The 16,056-nt window shown below is 66.5% G+C and carries 13 protein-coding genes; 9 read left to right on the top strand and 4 right to left on the bottom strand.

Annotated features, from left to right (window positions below; all coding sequences use genetic code 11):
- Positions 1-3,408, bottom strand: a complete 3,408-nt coding sequence (locus J2Y55_RS29735) for a transglutaminase family protein (RefSeq protein ID WP_310160482.1) — start codon at positions 3,406-3,408, stop codon at positions 1-3.
- Positions 3,409-3,662: 254 nt separating this feature from the next.
- Here J2Y55_RS29735 and J2Y55_RS29730 point away from each other — a divergent pair, with 254 nt between their 5' ends.
- From J2Y55_RS29730 to eda, 8 genes are all read left to right on the top strand, one after another.
- The gene (locus J2Y55_RS29730) at positions 3,663-5,252 is read left to right on the top strand and encodes an ABC transporter substrate-binding protein (protein ID WP_310160481.1); all 1,590 of its coding nucleotides are present in this window, start codon (positions 3,663-3,665) and stop codon (positions 5,250-5,252) included.
- 158 nt (positions 5,253-5,410) lie between these two features.
- Positions 5,411-6,436 carry an ABC transporter permease gene (locus J2Y55_RS29725; protein WP_310160480.1) on the top strand — a complete coding sequence of 342 codons (1,026 nt, stop codon included), beginning with the start codon at positions 5,411-5,413 and terminating at the stop codon, positions 6,434-6,436.
- A gap of 9 nt (positions 6,437-6,445) precedes the next feature.
- Positions 6,446-7,336 (top strand): nickel transporter permease, encoded by an 891-nt coding sequence (gene nikC, locus J2Y55_RS29720; RefSeq protein ID WP_310160478.1) that lies wholly within the window; start codon positions 6,446-6,448, stop codon positions 7,334-7,336.
- Between the two features lie 4 nt (positions 7,337-7,340).
- Positions 7,341-8,213, top strand: a complete 873-nt coding sequence (locus J2Y55_RS29715; protein ID WP_069693542.1) for an ABC transporter ATP-binding protein — start codon at positions 7,341-7,343, stop codon at positions 8,211-8,213.
- Positions 8,201-8,995, top strand: a complete 795-nt coding sequence (locus J2Y55_RS29710) for an ABC transporter ATP-binding protein (RefSeq protein WP_404979072.1) — start codon at positions 8,201-8,203, stop codon at positions 8,993-8,995. The genes J2Y55_RS29715 and J2Y55_RS29710 overlap by 13 nt, the downstream gene beginning before the upstream one ends.
- Positions 8,996-9,147: 152 nt before the next feature.
- A complete protein-coding gene (gene zwf, locus J2Y55_RS29705; RefSeq protein ID WP_310160476.1) occupies positions 9,148-10,650 on the top strand; it encodes a glucose-6-phosphate dehydrogenase in 1,503 nt (500 codons plus the stop codon).
- On the top strand, positions 10,647-11,360 hold the full coding sequence (locus J2Y55_RS29700; RefSeq protein ID WP_310160475.1) for a 6-phosphogluconolactonase: 714 nt from the start codon (positions 10,647-10,649) through the stop codon (positions 11,358-11,360). The genes zwf and J2Y55_RS29700 overlap by 4 nt, the downstream gene beginning before the upstream one ends.
- 26 nt (positions 11,361-11,386) lie before the next feature.
- A complete protein-coding gene (eda, locus tag J2Y55_RS29695; RefSeq protein ID WP_310160474.1) occupies positions 11,387-12,031 on the top strand; it encodes a bifunctional 4-hydroxy-2-oxoglutarate aldolase/2-dehydro-3-deoxy-phosphogluconate aldolase in 645 nt (214 codons plus the stop codon).
- 15 nt (positions 12,032-12,046) lie between these two features.
- On the opposite strand, the gene J2Y55_RS29690 is transcribed toward eda, so the two are convergent.
- The 3 genes from J2Y55_RS29690 to J2Y55_RS29680 all read right to left on the bottom strand — a co-directional run bounded on the left by J2Y55_RS29690 (position 12,047) and on the right by J2Y55_RS29680 (position 15,087).
- Positions 12,047-12,700 carry an IMP cyclohydrolase gene (locus tag J2Y55_RS29690; protein ID WP_310160473.1) on the bottom strand — a complete coding sequence of 218 codons (654 nt, stop codon included), beginning with the start codon at positions 12,698-12,700 and terminating at the stop codon, positions 12,047-12,049.
- Positions 12,697-13,803, bottom strand: coding sequence for an NAD(P)/FAD-dependent oxidoreductase (locus J2Y55_RS29685; protein ID WP_310160471.1), 1,107 nt, complete (start codon positions 13,801-13,803; stop codon positions 12,697-12,699). The genes J2Y55_RS29690 and J2Y55_RS29685 overlap by 4 nt, the downstream gene beginning before the upstream one ends.
- A gap of 111 nt (positions 13,804-13,914) precedes the next feature.
- On the bottom strand, positions 13,915-15,087 hold the full coding sequence (locus J2Y55_RS29680) for a M20 aminoacylase family protein (RefSeq protein WP_310160469.1): 1,173 nt from the start codon (positions 15,085-15,087) through the stop codon (positions 13,915-13,917).
- 528 nt (positions 15,088-15,615) lie between these two features.
- Between J2Y55_RS29680 and J2Y55_RS29675 the strand changes: the two genes are divergently transcribed.
- Positions 15,616-15,906 (top strand): peptidoglycan L,D-endopeptidase MepK, encoded by a 291-nt coding sequence (locus tag J2Y55_RS29675; RefSeq protein ID WP_310160468.1) that lies wholly within the window; start codon positions 15,616-15,618, stop codon positions 15,904-15,906.
- The last annotated feature ends 150 nt before the right edge of the window (positions 15,907-16,056 follow it).

Raw genomic sequence — 16,056 nt, 5'->3', positions numbered from 1 at the left:
TTATACTCCTGTGGGGCGCCGCAAATCCAGGGTGAGCGGGAATTCGACGCTGCGCTCTTCCGGCGGAATCGCCAGCGCGCCAGGACTATGCCCGATCGCTTCGAAACGTGCGAGCCGGCGCGCCTCCGCTTCGTAGGAATTCACGGGAGGAGTTTCATAATTGCGCCCTCCGGGATGGGCGACATGGTAGACGCAGCCTCCGAGCGAGCGCCCGACCCAGGTATCGACGATGTCGAAGGTCAGCGGCGCATGCACCGGAATCGTCGGGTGCAGGCCCGAGCTCGGCTGCCAGGCCTTGAAGCGCACGGCGGCGATCGCCTCACCGGCGCTCCCGCTCGGCGTCATCGGCATGCGGCGGCCATTGCAGGTGATGAGGTGGCGGCCGGGCACGAGCCCCTTGGCCTTGACCTGCAGTCGTTCCACCGAACTATCGACATAGCGCACCGTGCCGCCGATCGCGCCCTCCTCGCCCATGACATGCCAGGGTTCGAGTGCCTGGCGCAGTTCGAGCTCGACGCCGCCATGCTCGACCTTGCCGTAGAACGGGAAGCGGAACTCGGCCTGCGCCTCGAACCAGACCGGGTCGAAGGCATAGCCGGCGCGGCCGAGATCGGCGAGCACGTCCTTGAAATCCTGCCAGACCAGTTCGGGCAGCATGAAGCGGTCATGCAGCGTCGTGCCCCAGCGCACCAGGCTGCCGCTCTGCGGCTCGCGCCAGAACCAGGCGACCAGCGCCCGGATCAGGAGCTGCTGCGCGAGGCTCATGCGCGCATCGGGCGGCATCTCGAAGGAGCGGAACTCGATCAACCCGAGACGGCCGGTCGGGCCATCAGGCGAATAGAGCTTGTCGATGCAGATCTCGGTGCGGTGCGTGTTGCCGGAGACATCGACCAGGAGGTTGCGGAACAGCCGGTCGACCAGCCAGAGCGGAATGCTTGGCGCGCCCGGCCCCGGCACTTGCGCCAAGGCGATCTCCAGCTCGTAGAGCTGGTCGAAGCGCGCCTCGTCGATGCGCGGCGCCTGGCTCGTCGGCCCGATGAAGAGGCCTGAGAACAGGAAGGACAGGGACGGGTGCCTGTTCCAGTACAGGATGATGCTCTTGAGCAGATCCGGTCGGCGCAGGAACGGGCTATCGGGCGGCGTCGAGCCGCCGAGCACGACATGATTGCCGCCGCCGGTGCCGGTATGGCGGCCATCGACCATGAACTTCTCGGCGCAGAGCCGCGACTGCCGCGCCTCCTCATAGACACCGCGCGTGATATCCACCGCCTCGCGCCAGCTCTTGGCCGGGTGGATGTTGACCTCGATCACGCCGGGGTCGGGCGTGACTTTGATGACGTTGAGGCGCGGATCGTTGGGCGGCGAATAGCCCTCGATATGGACGGGCAGGTTCAGCTCCTGCGCCACCGCCTCGACGCTGGCGATCAGCTCCAGATAATCCTCCAGCTTCTCGACCGGCGGCAGGAAGACGCACAGGATGTTGTCGCGGACCTCGAGGCTCAGCGCCGTGCGGACATGCTCGCCGCCGATCTCCTGCTCGGTGCGGTCCTGCGCGCTGCCTTCGCCCTGTGTCTCGACCGAGCGCGACATCTGGTGGTGCGCGGGCGGCGCGGCGACAGGAGGCGCGGCTTGCGCGCCGTTCACAGCTGCAGGCGCCGTCCCACCGCCGCCCAGGCTGGCGGCCGGCGGCAGGGTTCCGCGCGGCTCCATCGGATCTTGCGGGTGAATATGGGGAAACTCGTCCTTCGGCACGACCGGCAGCGAGCCCAGCGGCAGGCGATAGCCCACGGGCGAGTCGCCCGGCACCAGGAAGAGCTTGCCGCGCCGGAGCTTCCACTTCTCCGAGCGCCAGCGCCGGTCGCCGGCCTGGGACTGCCAGCGCTGCACCGGAATGACATAGCCGCGCGGTTTGCCCAATCCGAGCTGGAAGACCTGCGCCATGCGCGCCCGCTCTTCCGGATCGGCAAGGCGCGGGTCGAGCGGGTCGACATTGTCGGGAAGCTGCGCCTCCTTCAGCAGCCAGTGACCGGTGTCCTCATAGGCCGGCAGCACATAATCGGCGCCCAGCCCCAGCTTCTCCGAGAGGCCGGCCGCCAGCGCCTCGGCGTCGCGGATCGAGGCGGCGGCCTCCAATTCGCGGTCGCCGCCGGTCGGTGCGCCGGGCTCGCGTGCGATCAGCGCGGCGTCGCGCCAGATCGGCTCGCCGTCAGTGCGCCAATAGAGCGCAAACGCCCAGCGCGGCAGGCTCTCGCCCGGATACCATTTGCCCTGGCCGTAATGCAGCATGCCGCCCGGCGCGAAGCGCTCGCGCAGGCGGCGGATCATCACATCGGCGCGCTGGCGCTTGGTCGGGCCGACGGCAGCGATGTTCCATTCCTCGCCGCTCTGGTCGTCGATCGAGACGAAGGTCGGCTCGCCGCCCATGGTCAGGCGGACGTCGCCGGCCTTGAGATCGGCCTCGACCTTTTCGCCGAGTGCATCGAGCTCGCTCCAGGATGTGTCCGAGAAGGGCAGGGTGATGCGCGGCACCTCATGCACGCGCGCCACGCTCATCGAGAAGTCGAATGTGGTCTCGGCATAGCTCGCGACACCCGAGACCGGCGCGGCCGAGCGGTAATGCGGCGTCGCCGCCAGCGGCAGATGCCCTTCGCCGGTGAGCAGCCCAGAGGTCGGGTCGAGCCCGATCCAGCCGGCGCCGGGGATGTAGATCTCCGCCCAGGCGTGGAGGTCGGTGAAATCCTTGTCGGTGCCGCGCGGGCCTTCCAGCGGGTCGATATCCGCCTTCATCTGGATCAGGTAGCCGGAAACGAAGCGCGCAGCGAAGCCGAGATGGCGCATGATCTGGACGAGCAGCCAGCTCGTATCGCGGCAGGAACCGGATTTGATATCGAGCGTGTGCTCGGGCTCCTGGACGCCGGGCTCCATGCGGATGCCGTAGGCGATGCCCTGTGCCAGCCGCGCGTTGAGATCGACGATGAAATTGACCGTGTTCGTCGGCTCGCGCGGGATCGTCGCGAGATAGGCCGCCAGCAGCGGGCCTGCCGGCTCGGTGACGAGATAGGGCGCAAGCTCCGCGCGCAATTCTTCCGGATAGGCGAAGGGGAAGATCTCGGCGTCGGTCTCGACGAAGAAGTCGAACGGATTGATGATCGAGAGCTCGGTGACGATGTCGACCTCGATGCGGAATTCCTTCACCGGCTCGGGAAAGACGAAGCGCGCCAGCCAGTTGCCGCTGGGATCCTGCTGCCAGTTCACGAAATGCTCGGCCGGCGTGACCTTCAGCGAATAGCTGTTGATCGCGGCCCGGCAATGCGGCGCCGGCCTCAGGCGGATGATCTGCGGCCCCAGCGTGACCGGCCGGTCATAGCTGTAATGGGTGACGTGGTTCAGCGCGGCGATGATGGCCAAGGCTTGGCACCTGCTTGTCGTCGTCCGGCGGGGTGCCGGGCCATCACACGTTAGCGATGCCGGCAAAACCCGCAAAGGCGCAACTTGCGCAAGGGCACGCCCGCAATCGCAGTGTGTGCGCAAGAATTAGGCAGTTCTCCACAGCGCTTGCCTCTGGGCTCTTCGCGGCGCCGCTGGACATCGCCCCGCAACTGGTTCCACATTGGACTGAACGGCCACCGAAAGGCCGGCGAAATCAAACGATGGGGATTTCCATGCGTCATGTTGCGAGATTGCTGACGGTATCGGCCTTTACGGCGTTGATGGCGACCACCGCCATGGCCCAGACGCCGAAGGACACGGTCGTGATGGCCAAGCAGATCGACGATATCATCTCGCTCGATCCCGCCGAAGTGTTCGAATTCTCCGGCGGCGAAGTCGTCGGCAATGTCTACGACAAGCTGGTGCGGTTCGATCTGGCCGATCCCTCCAAGCTCTATGGCGACCTCGCCGAGGGCTGGACCATCAGCCCCGACAGCAAGACCTACACCTTCAAGCTCAAGCCCAACGTCAAGTTCCACTCGGGCAACCCGCTGACGGCCGCCGACGTGGTCTACTCGTTCCAGCGCGCTGTCGTGCTCAACAAGTCGCCGGGCTTCATCCTGACCCAGTTCGGCCTGACCAAGGACAACGTCACCGAGATGGTCAAGGCGGTCGACGACAAGATCGTCACCATCACGGTCGACAAGCCCTATGCGCCGAGCTTCTTCCTGAACTGCCTGACCGCCAACGTCGCGGTGATCGTCGATTCCAAGCTGGTCAAGGCGAACGAGAAGGCCGGCGATTTCGGCTATGAGTGGCTCAAGCAGAACTCGGCCGGCTCGGGCGCCTACAAGCTGCGCGCCTGGCGCGCCAACGAGCAATACACGCTCGAGGCCAATCCCGACTGGTTCATGGGCGCGCCGAAGGTGAAGCGGGTCGTCGTACGCCATGTCGCCGAGCCCGCCTCTCAGCGGCTGCTGCTGGAGAAGGGCGACGTGGACTACGCCCGCAACCTGTCGAAGGACCAGCTCGATTCGATCAAGAGCAACGCCGATATCGTCCAGCAGGTCGGCGACAAGGGTTACATCCTCTATCTCGGCCTCAACCAGAAGAACGCCAACCTCGCCAAGCCCGAGGTGCGCGAGGCGCTGAAATACCTGGTCGACTACGATTCGATCGAGCGCAACATCGTGGCCGGCACCTACAAGCCGCACCAGGCCTTCCTGCCCAAGGGCTTCCTCGGCGCCATCGACGACCGGCCCTACAAGTTCGACCCGGCCAAGGCCAAGGAGCTGCTCGCCAAGGCCGGCCTGCCGAACGGCTTCTCCATCACCATGGACACCCGCTCGGTCAACCCGATCACCGACATCGCCCAGGCGGTCCAGGCGAACTGGGCCCAGGCCGGCATCAAGCTCGAACTCATCCCCGGTGACGGCAAGCAGACGCTGACCAAATATCGTGCACGCACGCACGACATCTATATCGGCCAGTGGGGCCCGGACTATCAGGACCCGCACACCAACGCCGAGACCTTCGCCATCAACGAGAACAATGCCGAGGATGCCCGCTCCAAGACGCTCGCCTGGCGCAACGCCTGGGACATCCCCGAGATGAGCAAGAAGACCGGCGCGCTGGTCTTCGAGACCGACAGCGACAAGCGCAAGGTCGGCTATGAAGGGATGGAGCGCGAGCACCAGAAGGTCTCGCCCTTCGTCATCATGTTCCAGCAGGTCGAGGTCGCGGCCCACCGCAAGAATGTCGATGGGCTGATCCTGGGGCCGGGCTCGGCCAGCAACCTCTACTCGACGCTCAGCAAGAACTGAGATCGGGCCTCCGATCGAACCGCCGCGGCTCAAAAGGCCGCGGCGGGGTTCTTGCTTGGGTTTAGGCCAAGCCTTGAGGTTACAAGCCTCGGGTCTAGGCCAAGCAGGGTGACATACGCGCCAGCAACAAGAAGCGGTCGGTCGATATGGCGGCAAGCATGACAGGGCGATCCATCCGCTGGGGCAAGCTCGCCTGGCGCGAGCTGTCGACCGTGGCGATCACGATCTTCGGCCTGCTGCTGGTGACCTTCGTCATCGCCCGCGTGATCCCGATCGACCCGGTGCTGGCGGTCGTCGGCGACAATGCAAAGGCCGATGTCTATGACGCCGCGCGCGCCGTGCTCGGCCTCGACAAGCCGCTCTGGCAGCAATTCGCCGTTTATGTCGGCAAGGTCTTCAGCGGCGATCTCGGCAAGTCGGTGCTGACCTCGAATCTCGTCGTCGACGACATCAAGCGCGTCTTCCCCGCCACGCTCGAACTCGCCACGCTGGGCACGCTGATCGGCGTGGCGCTCGGCATTCCGCTGGGCGTGCTCGCGGCGGTCTATCAGGGCCGCTGGCCCGATCAGATTGCCCGCGTCGTCGGGCTGTTCGGCTACTCCATCCCGGTCTTCTGGATCGGCCTGATGGGGCTCCTGCTGTTCTACGCCAAGCTCGGCTGGGTCGGCGGACCCGGCCGCATCGGCGTCGCCTATCAGGACTTCGTCACGCCGATGACGGGCGTGCTGTTGATCGATGCGGCGATCCAGGGCGAATGGGAGGCGTTCTGGGATGCCTGGTCGCATCTCATCCTGCCTTCGGCGGTGCTTGGCCTGTTCAGCCTGGCCTATATCAGCCGCATGGCGCGCAGCTTCATGATCACCGAGCTGCAGCAGCAATATGTCATCGCCGCCCGGGTGAAGGGCATGTCGGAGTTCCGGGTGATCTGGCGCCATGCGCTGCGCAACGCCTTCGTGCCGCTCATCACCGTGATCGCGCTCTCCTATGCGCATCTGCTCGAAGGCTCGGTGCTGACCGAGACGATCTTCGCCTGGCCGGGCTTAGGCCGCTACATCACCAACTCCCTGCTGAACGCCGACATGAACGCCGTGCTCGGCGGCACATTGGTGGTCGGTGCGGTCTTCATCGGCGTCAACCTGCTGTCCGATATCCTCGGCCGGCTGGTCGATCCCAGGACGCGGTGAGGGCGAGCCATGACGACCTGGACCGACTATCTCACCACCGATTCCCCGACCTCCCGCCGCCAGGCCAGGCTCGGCCAGCTCTACCGGCAATGGCTCGCCTTCAAGCGCAACCCGCTCGCGGTCGCCGGCCTGGTCATCGTCGTGGCCCTGCTTTTGATCGCCGCCTTCGCGCCGCTGATCGCACCGCATAACCCGCTCGCGCAAAATCTCGACAAGCGCCTGCTGCCGCCCTCGGCCGTCAATTTCTTCGGCACGGATTCGCTCGGCCGCGACATCTTCAGCCGCATCGTCTACGGCGCGCGCGTCACACTGGTGATCGTGCTTCTGGTCGTCATTACGGTCGGGCCGGTCGGCCTCCTGATTGGCGCGACCTCGGGCTATCTCGGCGGCTGGGTCGACCGCCTGCTGATGCGCATCACCGACGTCTTCCTGGCGTTTCCGCGCCTCGTGCTGGCGCTCGCCTTCGTCGCCGCGCTCGGGCCGGGGCTGGAGAATGCCGTCATCGCGATCGCGATCACCGCCTGGCCGCCCTATGCCCGCGTCGCCCGCGCCGAGACGCTGATCATCCGCCAGCAGGACTATATCGCGGCGGTGCGCCTGCAGGGCGCCTCGCAATGGCGCATCGTCTGGAAGCATGTCGTGCCGCTCTGCCTGCCCTCGCTGATCGTGCGCACTACGCTCGACATGGCCGGTATCATCCTGACCGCGGCGGGCCTCGGCTTCCTCGGTTTGGGCGCCCAGCCGCCGATCCCGGAATGGGGCGCGATGATCTCGGCCGGCCGCGAGCAGATCTTCGACCAGTGGTGGGTCGCGACCTTCCCGGGTCTTGCCATCTGCGTCGTCGCGCTCGGCTTCAACCTGCTTGGCGACGGCCTGCGCGACGTCATGGACCAGAGGTGAGACGATGCGCGCCTTGACCACGCCGACCGAACAGCCGCTGCTCGAACTCGACAATCTCCGGGTCAATTTCCACACGCCGACCGGGATCGTGCGCGCCGTGCGCGGGCTCTCCTTCACGCTCGGCCGCGAGCGGCTCGGCATCGTCGGCGAATCCGGCTCCGGCAAGTCGATGACCGGGCGCGCCATCCTCGACCTCATCCCCTATCCCGGCGAGGTCCTGGCCGATCGCTTGGTCTATCGCGGCCAGGACCTGCTCACCATGGACAAGCGCACGCGGCGCAAGCTGCGCGGCCGCCATATCTCGATGGTGATGCAGGATCCGAAATTCTCGCTCAATCCGGTCCAGACCGTCGGCGAGCAGATCGCCGAGGCCTATCGCGTCCACCACAAGGCGAGTGCGCGCGAGGCCAGGGAGCGCAGCCTCGCCATGCTGGAGGCCGTGCAGATCCGCGAGCCGGGACGTGTCTACGAGCTCTATCCGCATGAGGTTTCGGGCGGCATGGGCCAGCGCGTGATGATCGCGATGATGCTGATCGCCGAGCCCGACATCCTGATCGCCGACGAGCCGACCTCGGCGCTCGACGTCACCGTCCAGCTCCAGATCCTCAAGATCCTCGACGATCTCGTCACCGAGCGCGGCATGGGGCTGATCTTCATCAGCCATGATCTGCATCTGGTGCAGTCCTTCTGCGACCGCGTCATCGTGATGTATGGCGGCAAGGCGATGGAGACGCTGCCGGCCGCCGAGCTCGCCGACGAAGCCGCAAGGTCGCAGCGCCACCCGTATACGCTCGGCCTGCTCGGCTGCCTGCCGGACCTCGACCATCCCAAGGCAAAGCTCGCAACCCTCACCCGCGACCCGGCATGGCTGGCATGACCACACAACCCGCCATCGCCCAACCCGCCATCGCCCTCGACAAGCTCAACGTCTCCTTCGGTGACGCCCATGTCGTGAAGGACCTCAGCTTCACCGTCCAGCCCGGCGAGAGCTACGGCATCGTCGGTGAATCCGGCTCCGGCAAATCGACCGTGCTGCGCGTGCTCGCCGGCCTGAACCGCGATTGGAGCGGCGAGATCGCCATCCTCGGCAAGGCGCAGCCGAAGATCCGCGACAAGGCCTTCCACCGCCAGGTCCAGATGGTCTTCCAGGATCCTTACGGCTCGCTGCATCCCAAGAAGACGGTCGACGATGCGCTGGCCGAGCCGCTGACCATCCACGGCATCCGCGACGCCGAGGCCAGGATCGGCCGCGCCATGGCCGATGTCGGCTTGCCGCCGTCCTTCCGCTTCCGCTATCCGCACCAGCTTTCCGGCGGGCAGCGCCAGCGTGTCGCGATTGCGCGCGCGCTCGTGCTGGAGCCGACGATCCTGCTGCTCGACGAGCCGACCTCGGCGCTCGACGTCTCGATCCAGGCCGAGGTTTTGAACCTGCTCCAGGCGCTGCGGCAGGAGCGCAAGCTCACCTATATCCTGGTCAGCCACGACCTCGCCGTCGTCGCCCATATGTGCGAGCGCCTGCACGTCATGCAGTTCGGCCGCGGCGTCGAGGAGATGACGGCCGCAACACTCGCCGCGCGTGCGCCCCAGACCGCCTATGCCCAGCAGCTCCTCACTGCCAGCGAAGGCTTCAAACGCCAGGCTGCGGCCATCCCCGCCTGAGGGCCCCAGCGGTCCGGGCGGGGCTGCTGCGCGCTCATGGCGTTTGGCAAAGCGACGCCGACGCCTCATTCTTGTCGCAGCCCGCATGCTCTAAGCTTTAGTGGAGCCGCATGACCGGCCAAGCATGACAGGCCAAGACGGAGTCGACCCCCATGGATGCCATCGCCGATCGCGCGCTGAGGCCCGAAGCTGCGCCCGAGCGCACCCCGGTGCCGCCCTTCGATCTGGTGATTTTCGGAGCCGGCGGCGATCTCGCCCTGCGCAAGCTCTTTCCCGCGTTGGCGCAGCGCAACCGGGAGGGCGTGCTGCCGGAAGAGAGCCGCATCCTCGCCATCGTCCGCAAGCCGGAGGATCTCGAGGGCCTGCCCAAGCAGGTCGCCAATCGCCTCAACGAGGAAGGCCTCGCGGCCGAGCAGGTCGCGGCCTTCCTGCGCCGTCTGACAGTGGTCCTGGCCGATGCGCTCAAGCCCGAGACCTTCGGCGCGCTGAAGGATGCGCTCGGCGATTCGGAGCGGGTGCGCTCCTTCTATCTCTCGACGCCGCCGGAGCTCTTCATCCCGATCTGCCAGAACCTCGCCAAGGCCGATATCCTCACCCCGACCTCGCGCGTCATCCTGGAGAAACCGCTGGGGCACAATCTCGCCTCGGCCCGCGAGATCAACGACGCCGTGGCGGCGATCCTGCCGGAAAGCCGGACCTACCGGATCGACCATTACCTCGGCAAGGAGACGGTGCAGAACCTCCTGGTGCTGCGCTTCGCCAACACGCTGTTCGAGCGCTCCTGGTCGAGCCGCGACATCGACAACGTCCAGATCACGGTGGCAGAGACCGTGGGGCTCGAAAGCCGCGCCGGCTATTACGACAAGGCCGGGCATATGCGCGACATGGTCCAGAACCATCTCATGCAGCTGCTCACCCTCTTTGCCATCGAGCCGCCCAACATGCTGGAGGCCGGTGCGGTCCGCGACGAGAAGATCAAGGTGCTGAAGGCGCTGCGCCCGATCGTCGGCCCCGATGTCCAGCGCTACACTGTGCGCGGGCAGTACGGCCCGGGCCAGATGGATGGCCAGCGCGTGCGCGGCTATACCGACGAGCTCGGCTACGCCAGCAACACCGAGACCTTCGTGGCGATCCGCTGCGAGATCGACAACTGGCGCTGGGCGGGCGTGCCGATCTATCTGCGCACGGGCAAGCGCATGGCGCAGCGCTATTCCGAGATCGCCGTCACCTTCAAGCCCGTTCCGCATTCCATCTTCGGCGGCGGCAGCTGCGACCGGCTCGATGCCAACCGGCTCGTCATCAGGCTCCAGCCCAATGACGGCGTGCAGCTCCAGCTGATGATGAAGGTGCCGGGCTCGGGCCGGCTCAAGGTCGTGCCGCGCCAGCTCGACCTGCGTTATTCCACCGCCTTCGACGAGCGCACGCCCGATGCCTATGAGCGCCTGCTGACCGATGTCATCCGCGGCGACCAGACCCTGTTCATGCATCGCGACGAGGTCGAGCAGGCCTGGGCCTGGGTCGATCCGATCATCGCCGGTTGGCAGGACTACAGCCTGCATCCGCATCGCTATACCGCCGGCTCCTGGGGCCCCTCGCAGGCGATCGGCCTGATCGAGCGCGAAGGTCGCTCCTGGGCCGATCCGGACCTGATATGATGATCACTTCGGGGCCATTGATCTGGCATCGCTTCGAGACGCTGGCCGACGCCTCCGAGGCGCTGGCCGAGGCGGTCGCGGTGCGGCTGCGCGCCGTCATTGCCACACGAGGTTCCGCGCTCGTCGCCGTGCCGGGCGGCACCACGCCGGCGCGTTTCCTGGCGGCGCTCGGCGCGCATGATCTCGCCTGGGACAAGGTCACGCTGTTGCCGACCGATGAGCGCTTCGTCTCAGCCGACGATCCCGCCTCGAACGAGCGCATGATCCGTGCAGCCTTCGCGCCGCTGGGCCAGGCCTTCGCGCAGCTGGGCGGAGGCAGGGCGCGCTTCCTGTCCTTTCATCGCGCCGCCGGCGATCTCGACGCCGCGGCGGGCGCGGTCTCGGCCGAGCTTGCAGGCCTGCCGGCGCTCGACATCCTGGTCAGCGGCATGGGCGCGGACGGCCATGTCGCCTCGCTCTTTCCTGGCGAGCCGGCAGCCGCGATGACCGGGCGCGGTCTCCATGCGGTGGCGGCCCATCCCGCCGGCCTGCCGGCGCGCATCTCGCTTTCGCCGGCGCGACTTGCCGGGGCCGCCTGGGCGTCGCTCCTCGTCTCCGGTGCGGAGAAGGCAGAGATCCTGACCACGGCGCAGGCCTTGCCCGGCGCTTATCCTGTCGGATTGCTGCTTGGACGGCCGCAGGGGCTCGACGTCTACTGGGCGAAGGCTTAGAGCCGGAGCCTCACGGAGTTTCGCCCATGTCGAATGAACCTGAAATCGCGCGGCTCGCCGCCTGCGGCGTCGTGCCGGTCGTGGTGCTCGAGGACGCGCATCTCGCCGTGCCATTGGCGCGCGCGCTGCTGGCGGGCGGCATCGACGTGATCGAGGTCACCTTGCGCCGTCCCGCCGCGCTGGCGGCGCTGGAGACGATCGCGCGCGAGGTGCCCGAAATCCTGAGCGTCGCCGGCACGGTGGTGACGCCGGCCCAGGTCACCGACGTCAAGGAGGCCGGCGCCCAGGCCGTGGTCAGCCCCGGTTTCAGCGAGGCGGTGGACGACGCCATGCGTGCGGCCGGCCTGCCCTGGCTGCCCGGCGTCGCCACGGCCTCCGACTGCATGCGCGCCGTTGCAGCCGGGCGCTTGACCTGCAAGTTCTTCCCGGCCGAGCAGGCCGGCGGCACCTCGGCGCTGAAGGCGCTGTCGGGGCCGTTCCCGCAGATGAAATTCTGCCCGACCGGCGGCGTCGGCCTCAACAATCTCGCCGATTATCTGGCGCTGAAGCAGGTCATCTGCGTCGGCGGCTCCTGGCTCGTGCCGGCGGACGCGATCGTCAATCGCGACTGGGCGCGAGTGACGCAGCTCGCCAAAGAGGCGCGCGAGCGCGTCAAGGCGCTGCGGGGCTGACGCCGACCTGAGTTCTCAAGGGTTGAGGACGGCGATATCGACGCCGGCTTTGCCGGCGACGCAGGCCGTTGAGCAGACAGGGTTGTCGAAGCGCGAGAAGAGCGAGCCGTCGATCACATGCCGGCAGGCCTGTAACGCTGTGGTTGCCACGAAGGCGGGGTCGGTCTGGTCTGAAGCCGGCAACGGGCTTCCATAGGTCGAGATGTAGGCCATCGTCCCCGGGCGCAGCACGACCGGCGTGACGGAGAGGGCGTCTTCGGTCACGCTGGCAAGATAGGCCACGTCGCTGCTTCGATCGAGAACGGCGCAGATTCGAGGCGTATCGTGGGAGTCGAACTCCCTGTCGAGGCCGGCGAGGACGGCGACGAGCGCATCCCTGACTGTGTTGCCGGCCTTGAGGCGCTCGAAAATCGGCCTCGTCTGCGTGCCATTGCTCGCCACGATATGGCGCTCGTTCCAGAGCAGGCATTCATAGGCGATGTAGGGGCTGTCCGACGCCGCATCCGCCGAGCCCGCGCGCGGCACGATCCTAACCATATCGCCGATGCGCTCCGCGTGCCGGTTCGGGAAGGAGCGGCTGGATACGCGGTAGGCGACGGTGAGATTTCCGTCAGGCGTCCGGCCGGCGCCGATGATCCGCCCGACATAGGAGGAAGCGGCCCGGCTCATGCTGCCAGCCTCTCCACCACCATCTCCGCGATCGCCAGCGAACTCGTCAGCCCTGGGCTCTCGATGCCGAGCAGGTTGACCAGATTGTCGACGCCATGGACCTGCGGCCCGTCGATGCGGAAATCCGGCATCGGTTCGCTCGCTGAATGCAGCTTGGGCCGGATGCCGGCATAGTCGGCGACGAGCGCGCCGTCCGCCAGGCCCGGCCAATAGGTCCGGATCGCGGCATAGAATTTTTCGGCGCGCGCTGGGTCGACCACCAGGTCCTGATCGTCCGCGACCCATTCGACATCGGGCCCGAACTTGACCCGCCCGGCCATGTCGATCGTGGCGTGGATGCCGAGGCCTGCCGCCTCCGGCACCGGATAGACCAGATGCGAGAAGGGCTGCTTGCCCAGCAGCGAGAAGTAATTGCCCTTGGCGAAGTGCTGGACCGGCACATGGCTTGCCGGGAAGCCTTCGAGCTTGGCGAGCAGGCGCGGCGCGCCGTGACCGGCCGAATTGACGATCGTACGGGCCGTATAGGTCGCCGGATCGTCGCCGCCGAAATCGACGCTGAAGCCTTCCGCCTCGCGCCGCCAGCCCAGGATCGGCGTGTTGAGCGCCAGCGAGCCGCCGGCCGCCTCGCATTCTCCGAGCAGGGAGAGCATCAGCGCATGGCTGTCGACGACACCGGTCTCTGGCGAGAGCAGGGCGATCTCGCAGGCGACCTCCGGCTCCAGCGCCCTGGCCTCGCTCGCATCGACCCAGCGCACGGTTTCGACGCCCGAGGCCTTGGCCCGCGCCAGGATCGTCTCCAGCGCTGGGCGCTGGCTGGCCGAGGTCGCGACGATCAGCTTGCCGCAGGCCTTGTGCGGCAGGCCGCGCTCCGCGAGATAGGCATAGAGGCGCTTGCGGCCCTCGACGCAGACGCGCGCTTTCAGCGAGCCCGGCGGATAATAGATCCCGGCATGGATGACCTCGCTGTTGCGCGCCGAGGTCTGGGTGCCGATGCCGTCAGCCGCCTCCGCGATCACGACCTCGCGGCCGGTGAGCGCAAGCGCCCGCGCTGTGGCAAGGCCGACGACGCCGGCCCCGATCACCAGGCAATCGATGTCACTCATATTTGCCTGCTCCCACCCATCTCGGGCCTGCCCGAGATGGGCAGCCCAAACTGTCGAAGTCGGCAGCAGCCGACTTCGACAGGGGAGAAGGGAATACGTCGCGGCTTGCCATCACGCCCGCTGCGGCATGGAGATTTCGATCAGGCTTGCCCAATAGGTGACGCCGACCGGGATCGCCGCATCGTTGAACTCATAGGCGGGGTGGTGCAGGCCGGCGGAATCGCCGTTGCCGATATTGATGAAGGCGCCCGGGCGCTCCTCCAGCATGTAGGAGAAATCTTCCGACCCCATCGTCGGCGGCACCTCGGTGTCGATCGCATCCTTGCCGAAGACGTTCTTGGTCACGCTGGTGACGAAATCGGTCTGGCCGGCATGGTTGACGGTGACGGGATAGCCGAGATGGTATTCGAGGTCGTATTTCATGCCGAAGGCCTTCATCAGCCCATCGGTGATCTCGGTGACGCGCTTCTGCGCCAGCTCGCGCATCTCGCGCGTCAGTGTCCGGATCGAGCCCTTGATCTCGACTGTCTGCGGGATGACGTTGAAGGCCTCGCCGGCATTCACCGCCGTCACCGAGACGACGACGGAGTCGAGCGGGTCGGCGTTGCGCGAGGAGATGGTCTGCAGCGCCGTCACCAACTGGCAGGCGGCGACGATCGGATCATTGACGCGGTGCGGCGCAGCAGCGTGTCCGCCCTTGCCCTCGATCTTGATGTGGATGCGGTCGGCGGCGGCCATGGTCGGCCCCTTGCGGATCTCGAAATTGCCGATCGCCAGCCCCGGCTTGTTGTGCATGCCGTAGACTTCCTGGATGCCGAAGCGGTCCATCATGCCGTCGTCGATCATCGCCTTGGCGCCGGCGCCGCCCTCTTCGGCCGGCTGGAAGATCAGCACGGCGGTGCCGTCGAAATCGCGGGTGGCGGCGAGGTATTTCGCAGCGCCGAGCAGCATGGCGGTGTGCCCGTCATGGCCGCAGGCGTGCATCTTGCCAGGCACGGTCGAGCGATGCTCGAGATTGGTCTCCTCATGGATCGGCAGCGCGTCCATGTCGGCGCGCATGGCGATGATCTTGCCCGAATCCTGGCCCTTACCCTTGATCACGCCGACGACACCGGTCTGGCCGATGCCGGTCACGACCTCGTCGGCGCCCCAGGCCTTGAGCTTCTCGGCGACGATGCCGGCGGTGCGGTGGACGTCGTATTGCAGTTCGGGATGCCGGTGGAAATCGCGACGGATCGCACTGATCTCGGGGGTGAGCGCGGCGATGAGTTCGGATTTCGGCATCATATCCTCGAAAGGGTTGCGGGGCGCTTCGCAGGAAACGGGTGGCCCAGGCGCGCAAGCTAGCGCGGCTCGCCTGCCCCGTCCAAGCCGTTTGCGGCATGAGGGGGAGGAGGTGGCGGCATGGTGAATGCGCGAGCCGGATGTCAGCTCCTGCCGTAGTCCCGCTGCCCGGATTCCGAAGTCGAAATCCGGCTGCCCTTAGCGGCGTCGTGGCTATTTCCGGGCGAGGCACAATCTGTCGGAAGGCCGCTGGAGCGATCTGCAAAGATGAGCTCTGCCGGCTCAGCCATGATTTGGCCTTATCGATAGAATAGGTCCGCAATCACATGCTCTGCCAGACCAGGATTTGGTGGCTTGAGCCTTCCCATCATCCCCAATCGTACCTGGTAGATTATGCGTCGTTTGATCTTGGCTTTGTCTCTCACAGCTTGCGTACCTGTGGCCGCCTGGGCCAACCTTCCCATCGAGAAAATTTCTTTCCAGCCGCAGGTCAAGGGGCTGGGTTGCCTGAAGCCCGAAACGCTGGCGATGATCAGCGAACTCGTGGCCAAGATCGGTCCGATCCAGATCACCTCGACCTGTGGCGGCCGTCATGCCCGCCACTCCCAGCATTACGGCGGCAAGGCCGTGGATTTCAGGCCGCTCGCAACCTCGACGCGGGCCGCTGTCGCGGCCGCCAAGGCGCTGGAGAGTACCGGCGGCGTCGGCTCCTATCCGGGCGGACTCGTGCATGTCGATGTCGGCGAGCGCGAAGCCTCCTGGTACGGCCATAAGCGCGCAAGGCGCCAATACGCGCAGCTGGCGCAGCGGCGGCGCTGAGGCCTTTTCCTTCTCCCCTCGCGGGAGAAGCTCCAACGAAACGCGGGGAACCCTTTCCCGTAGGAGACCTTTGCATAACCGGCAGTGTCGTGATTCCCTTTGGATAAAGGGGATTGATCGCGATGCACCGGGTTTCAGGGCAGCCGAGTT

Origin of the sequence: Allobosea sp. BE125, assembly GCF_031456075.1 — a bacterium.
In the GTDB taxonomy this organism is placed as follows: Bacteria; Pseudomonadota; Alphaproteobacteria; order Rhizobiales; family Beijerinckiaceae; genus Allobosea.
This window is presented reverse-complemented; position numbering and strand designations above follow the sequence as displayed.

Coding starts and splice junctions, on each gene's coding strand:
- J2Y55_RS29730 (WP_310160481.1), top strand. CDS start 3,663: ATGCGTCATGTTGCGAGATTGCTGACGGTATCGGCCTTTACGGCGTTG.
- J2Y55_RS29725 (WP_310160480.1), top strand. CDS start 5,411: ATGACAGGGCGATCCATCCGCTGGGGCAAGCTCGCCTGGCGCGAGCTG.
- nikC (WP_310160478.1), top strand. CDS start 6,446: ATGACGACCTGGACCGACTATCTCACCACCGATTCCCCGACCTCCCGC.
- J2Y55_RS29715 (WP_069693542.1), top strand. CDS start 7,341: ATGCGCGCCTTGACCACGCCGACCGAACAGCCGCTGCTCGAACTCGAC.
- J2Y55_RS29710 (WP_404979072.1), top strand. CDS start 8,201: ATGGCTGGCATGACCACACAACCCGCCATCGCCCAACCCGCCATCGCC.
- zwf (WP_310160476.1), top strand. CDS start 9,148: ATGGATGCCATCGCCGATCGCGCGCTGAGGCCCGAAGCTGCGCCCGAG.
- J2Y55_RS29700 (WP_310160475.1), top strand. CDS start 10,647: ATGATGATCACTTCGGGGCCATTGATCTGGCATCGCTTCGAGACGCTG.
- eda (WP_310160474.1), top strand. CDS start 11,387: ATGTCGAATGAACCTGAAATCGCGCGGCTCGCCGCCTGCGGCGTCGTG.
- J2Y55_RS29690 (WP_310160473.1), bottom strand. CDS start 12,700: ATGAGCCGGGCCGCTTCCTCCTATGTCGGGCGGATCATCGGCGCCGGC.
- J2Y55_RS29685 (WP_310160471.1), bottom strand. CDS start 13,803: ATGAGTGACATCGATTGCCTGGTGATCGGGGCCGGCGTCGTCGGCCTT.
- J2Y55_RS29680 (WP_310160469.1), bottom strand. CDS start 15,087: ATGCCGAAATCCGAACTCATCGCCGCGCTCACCCCCGAGATCAGTGCG.
- J2Y55_RS29675 (WP_310160468.1), top strand. CDS start 15,616: ATGATCAGCGAACTCGTGGCCAAGATCGGTCCGATCCAGATCACCTCG.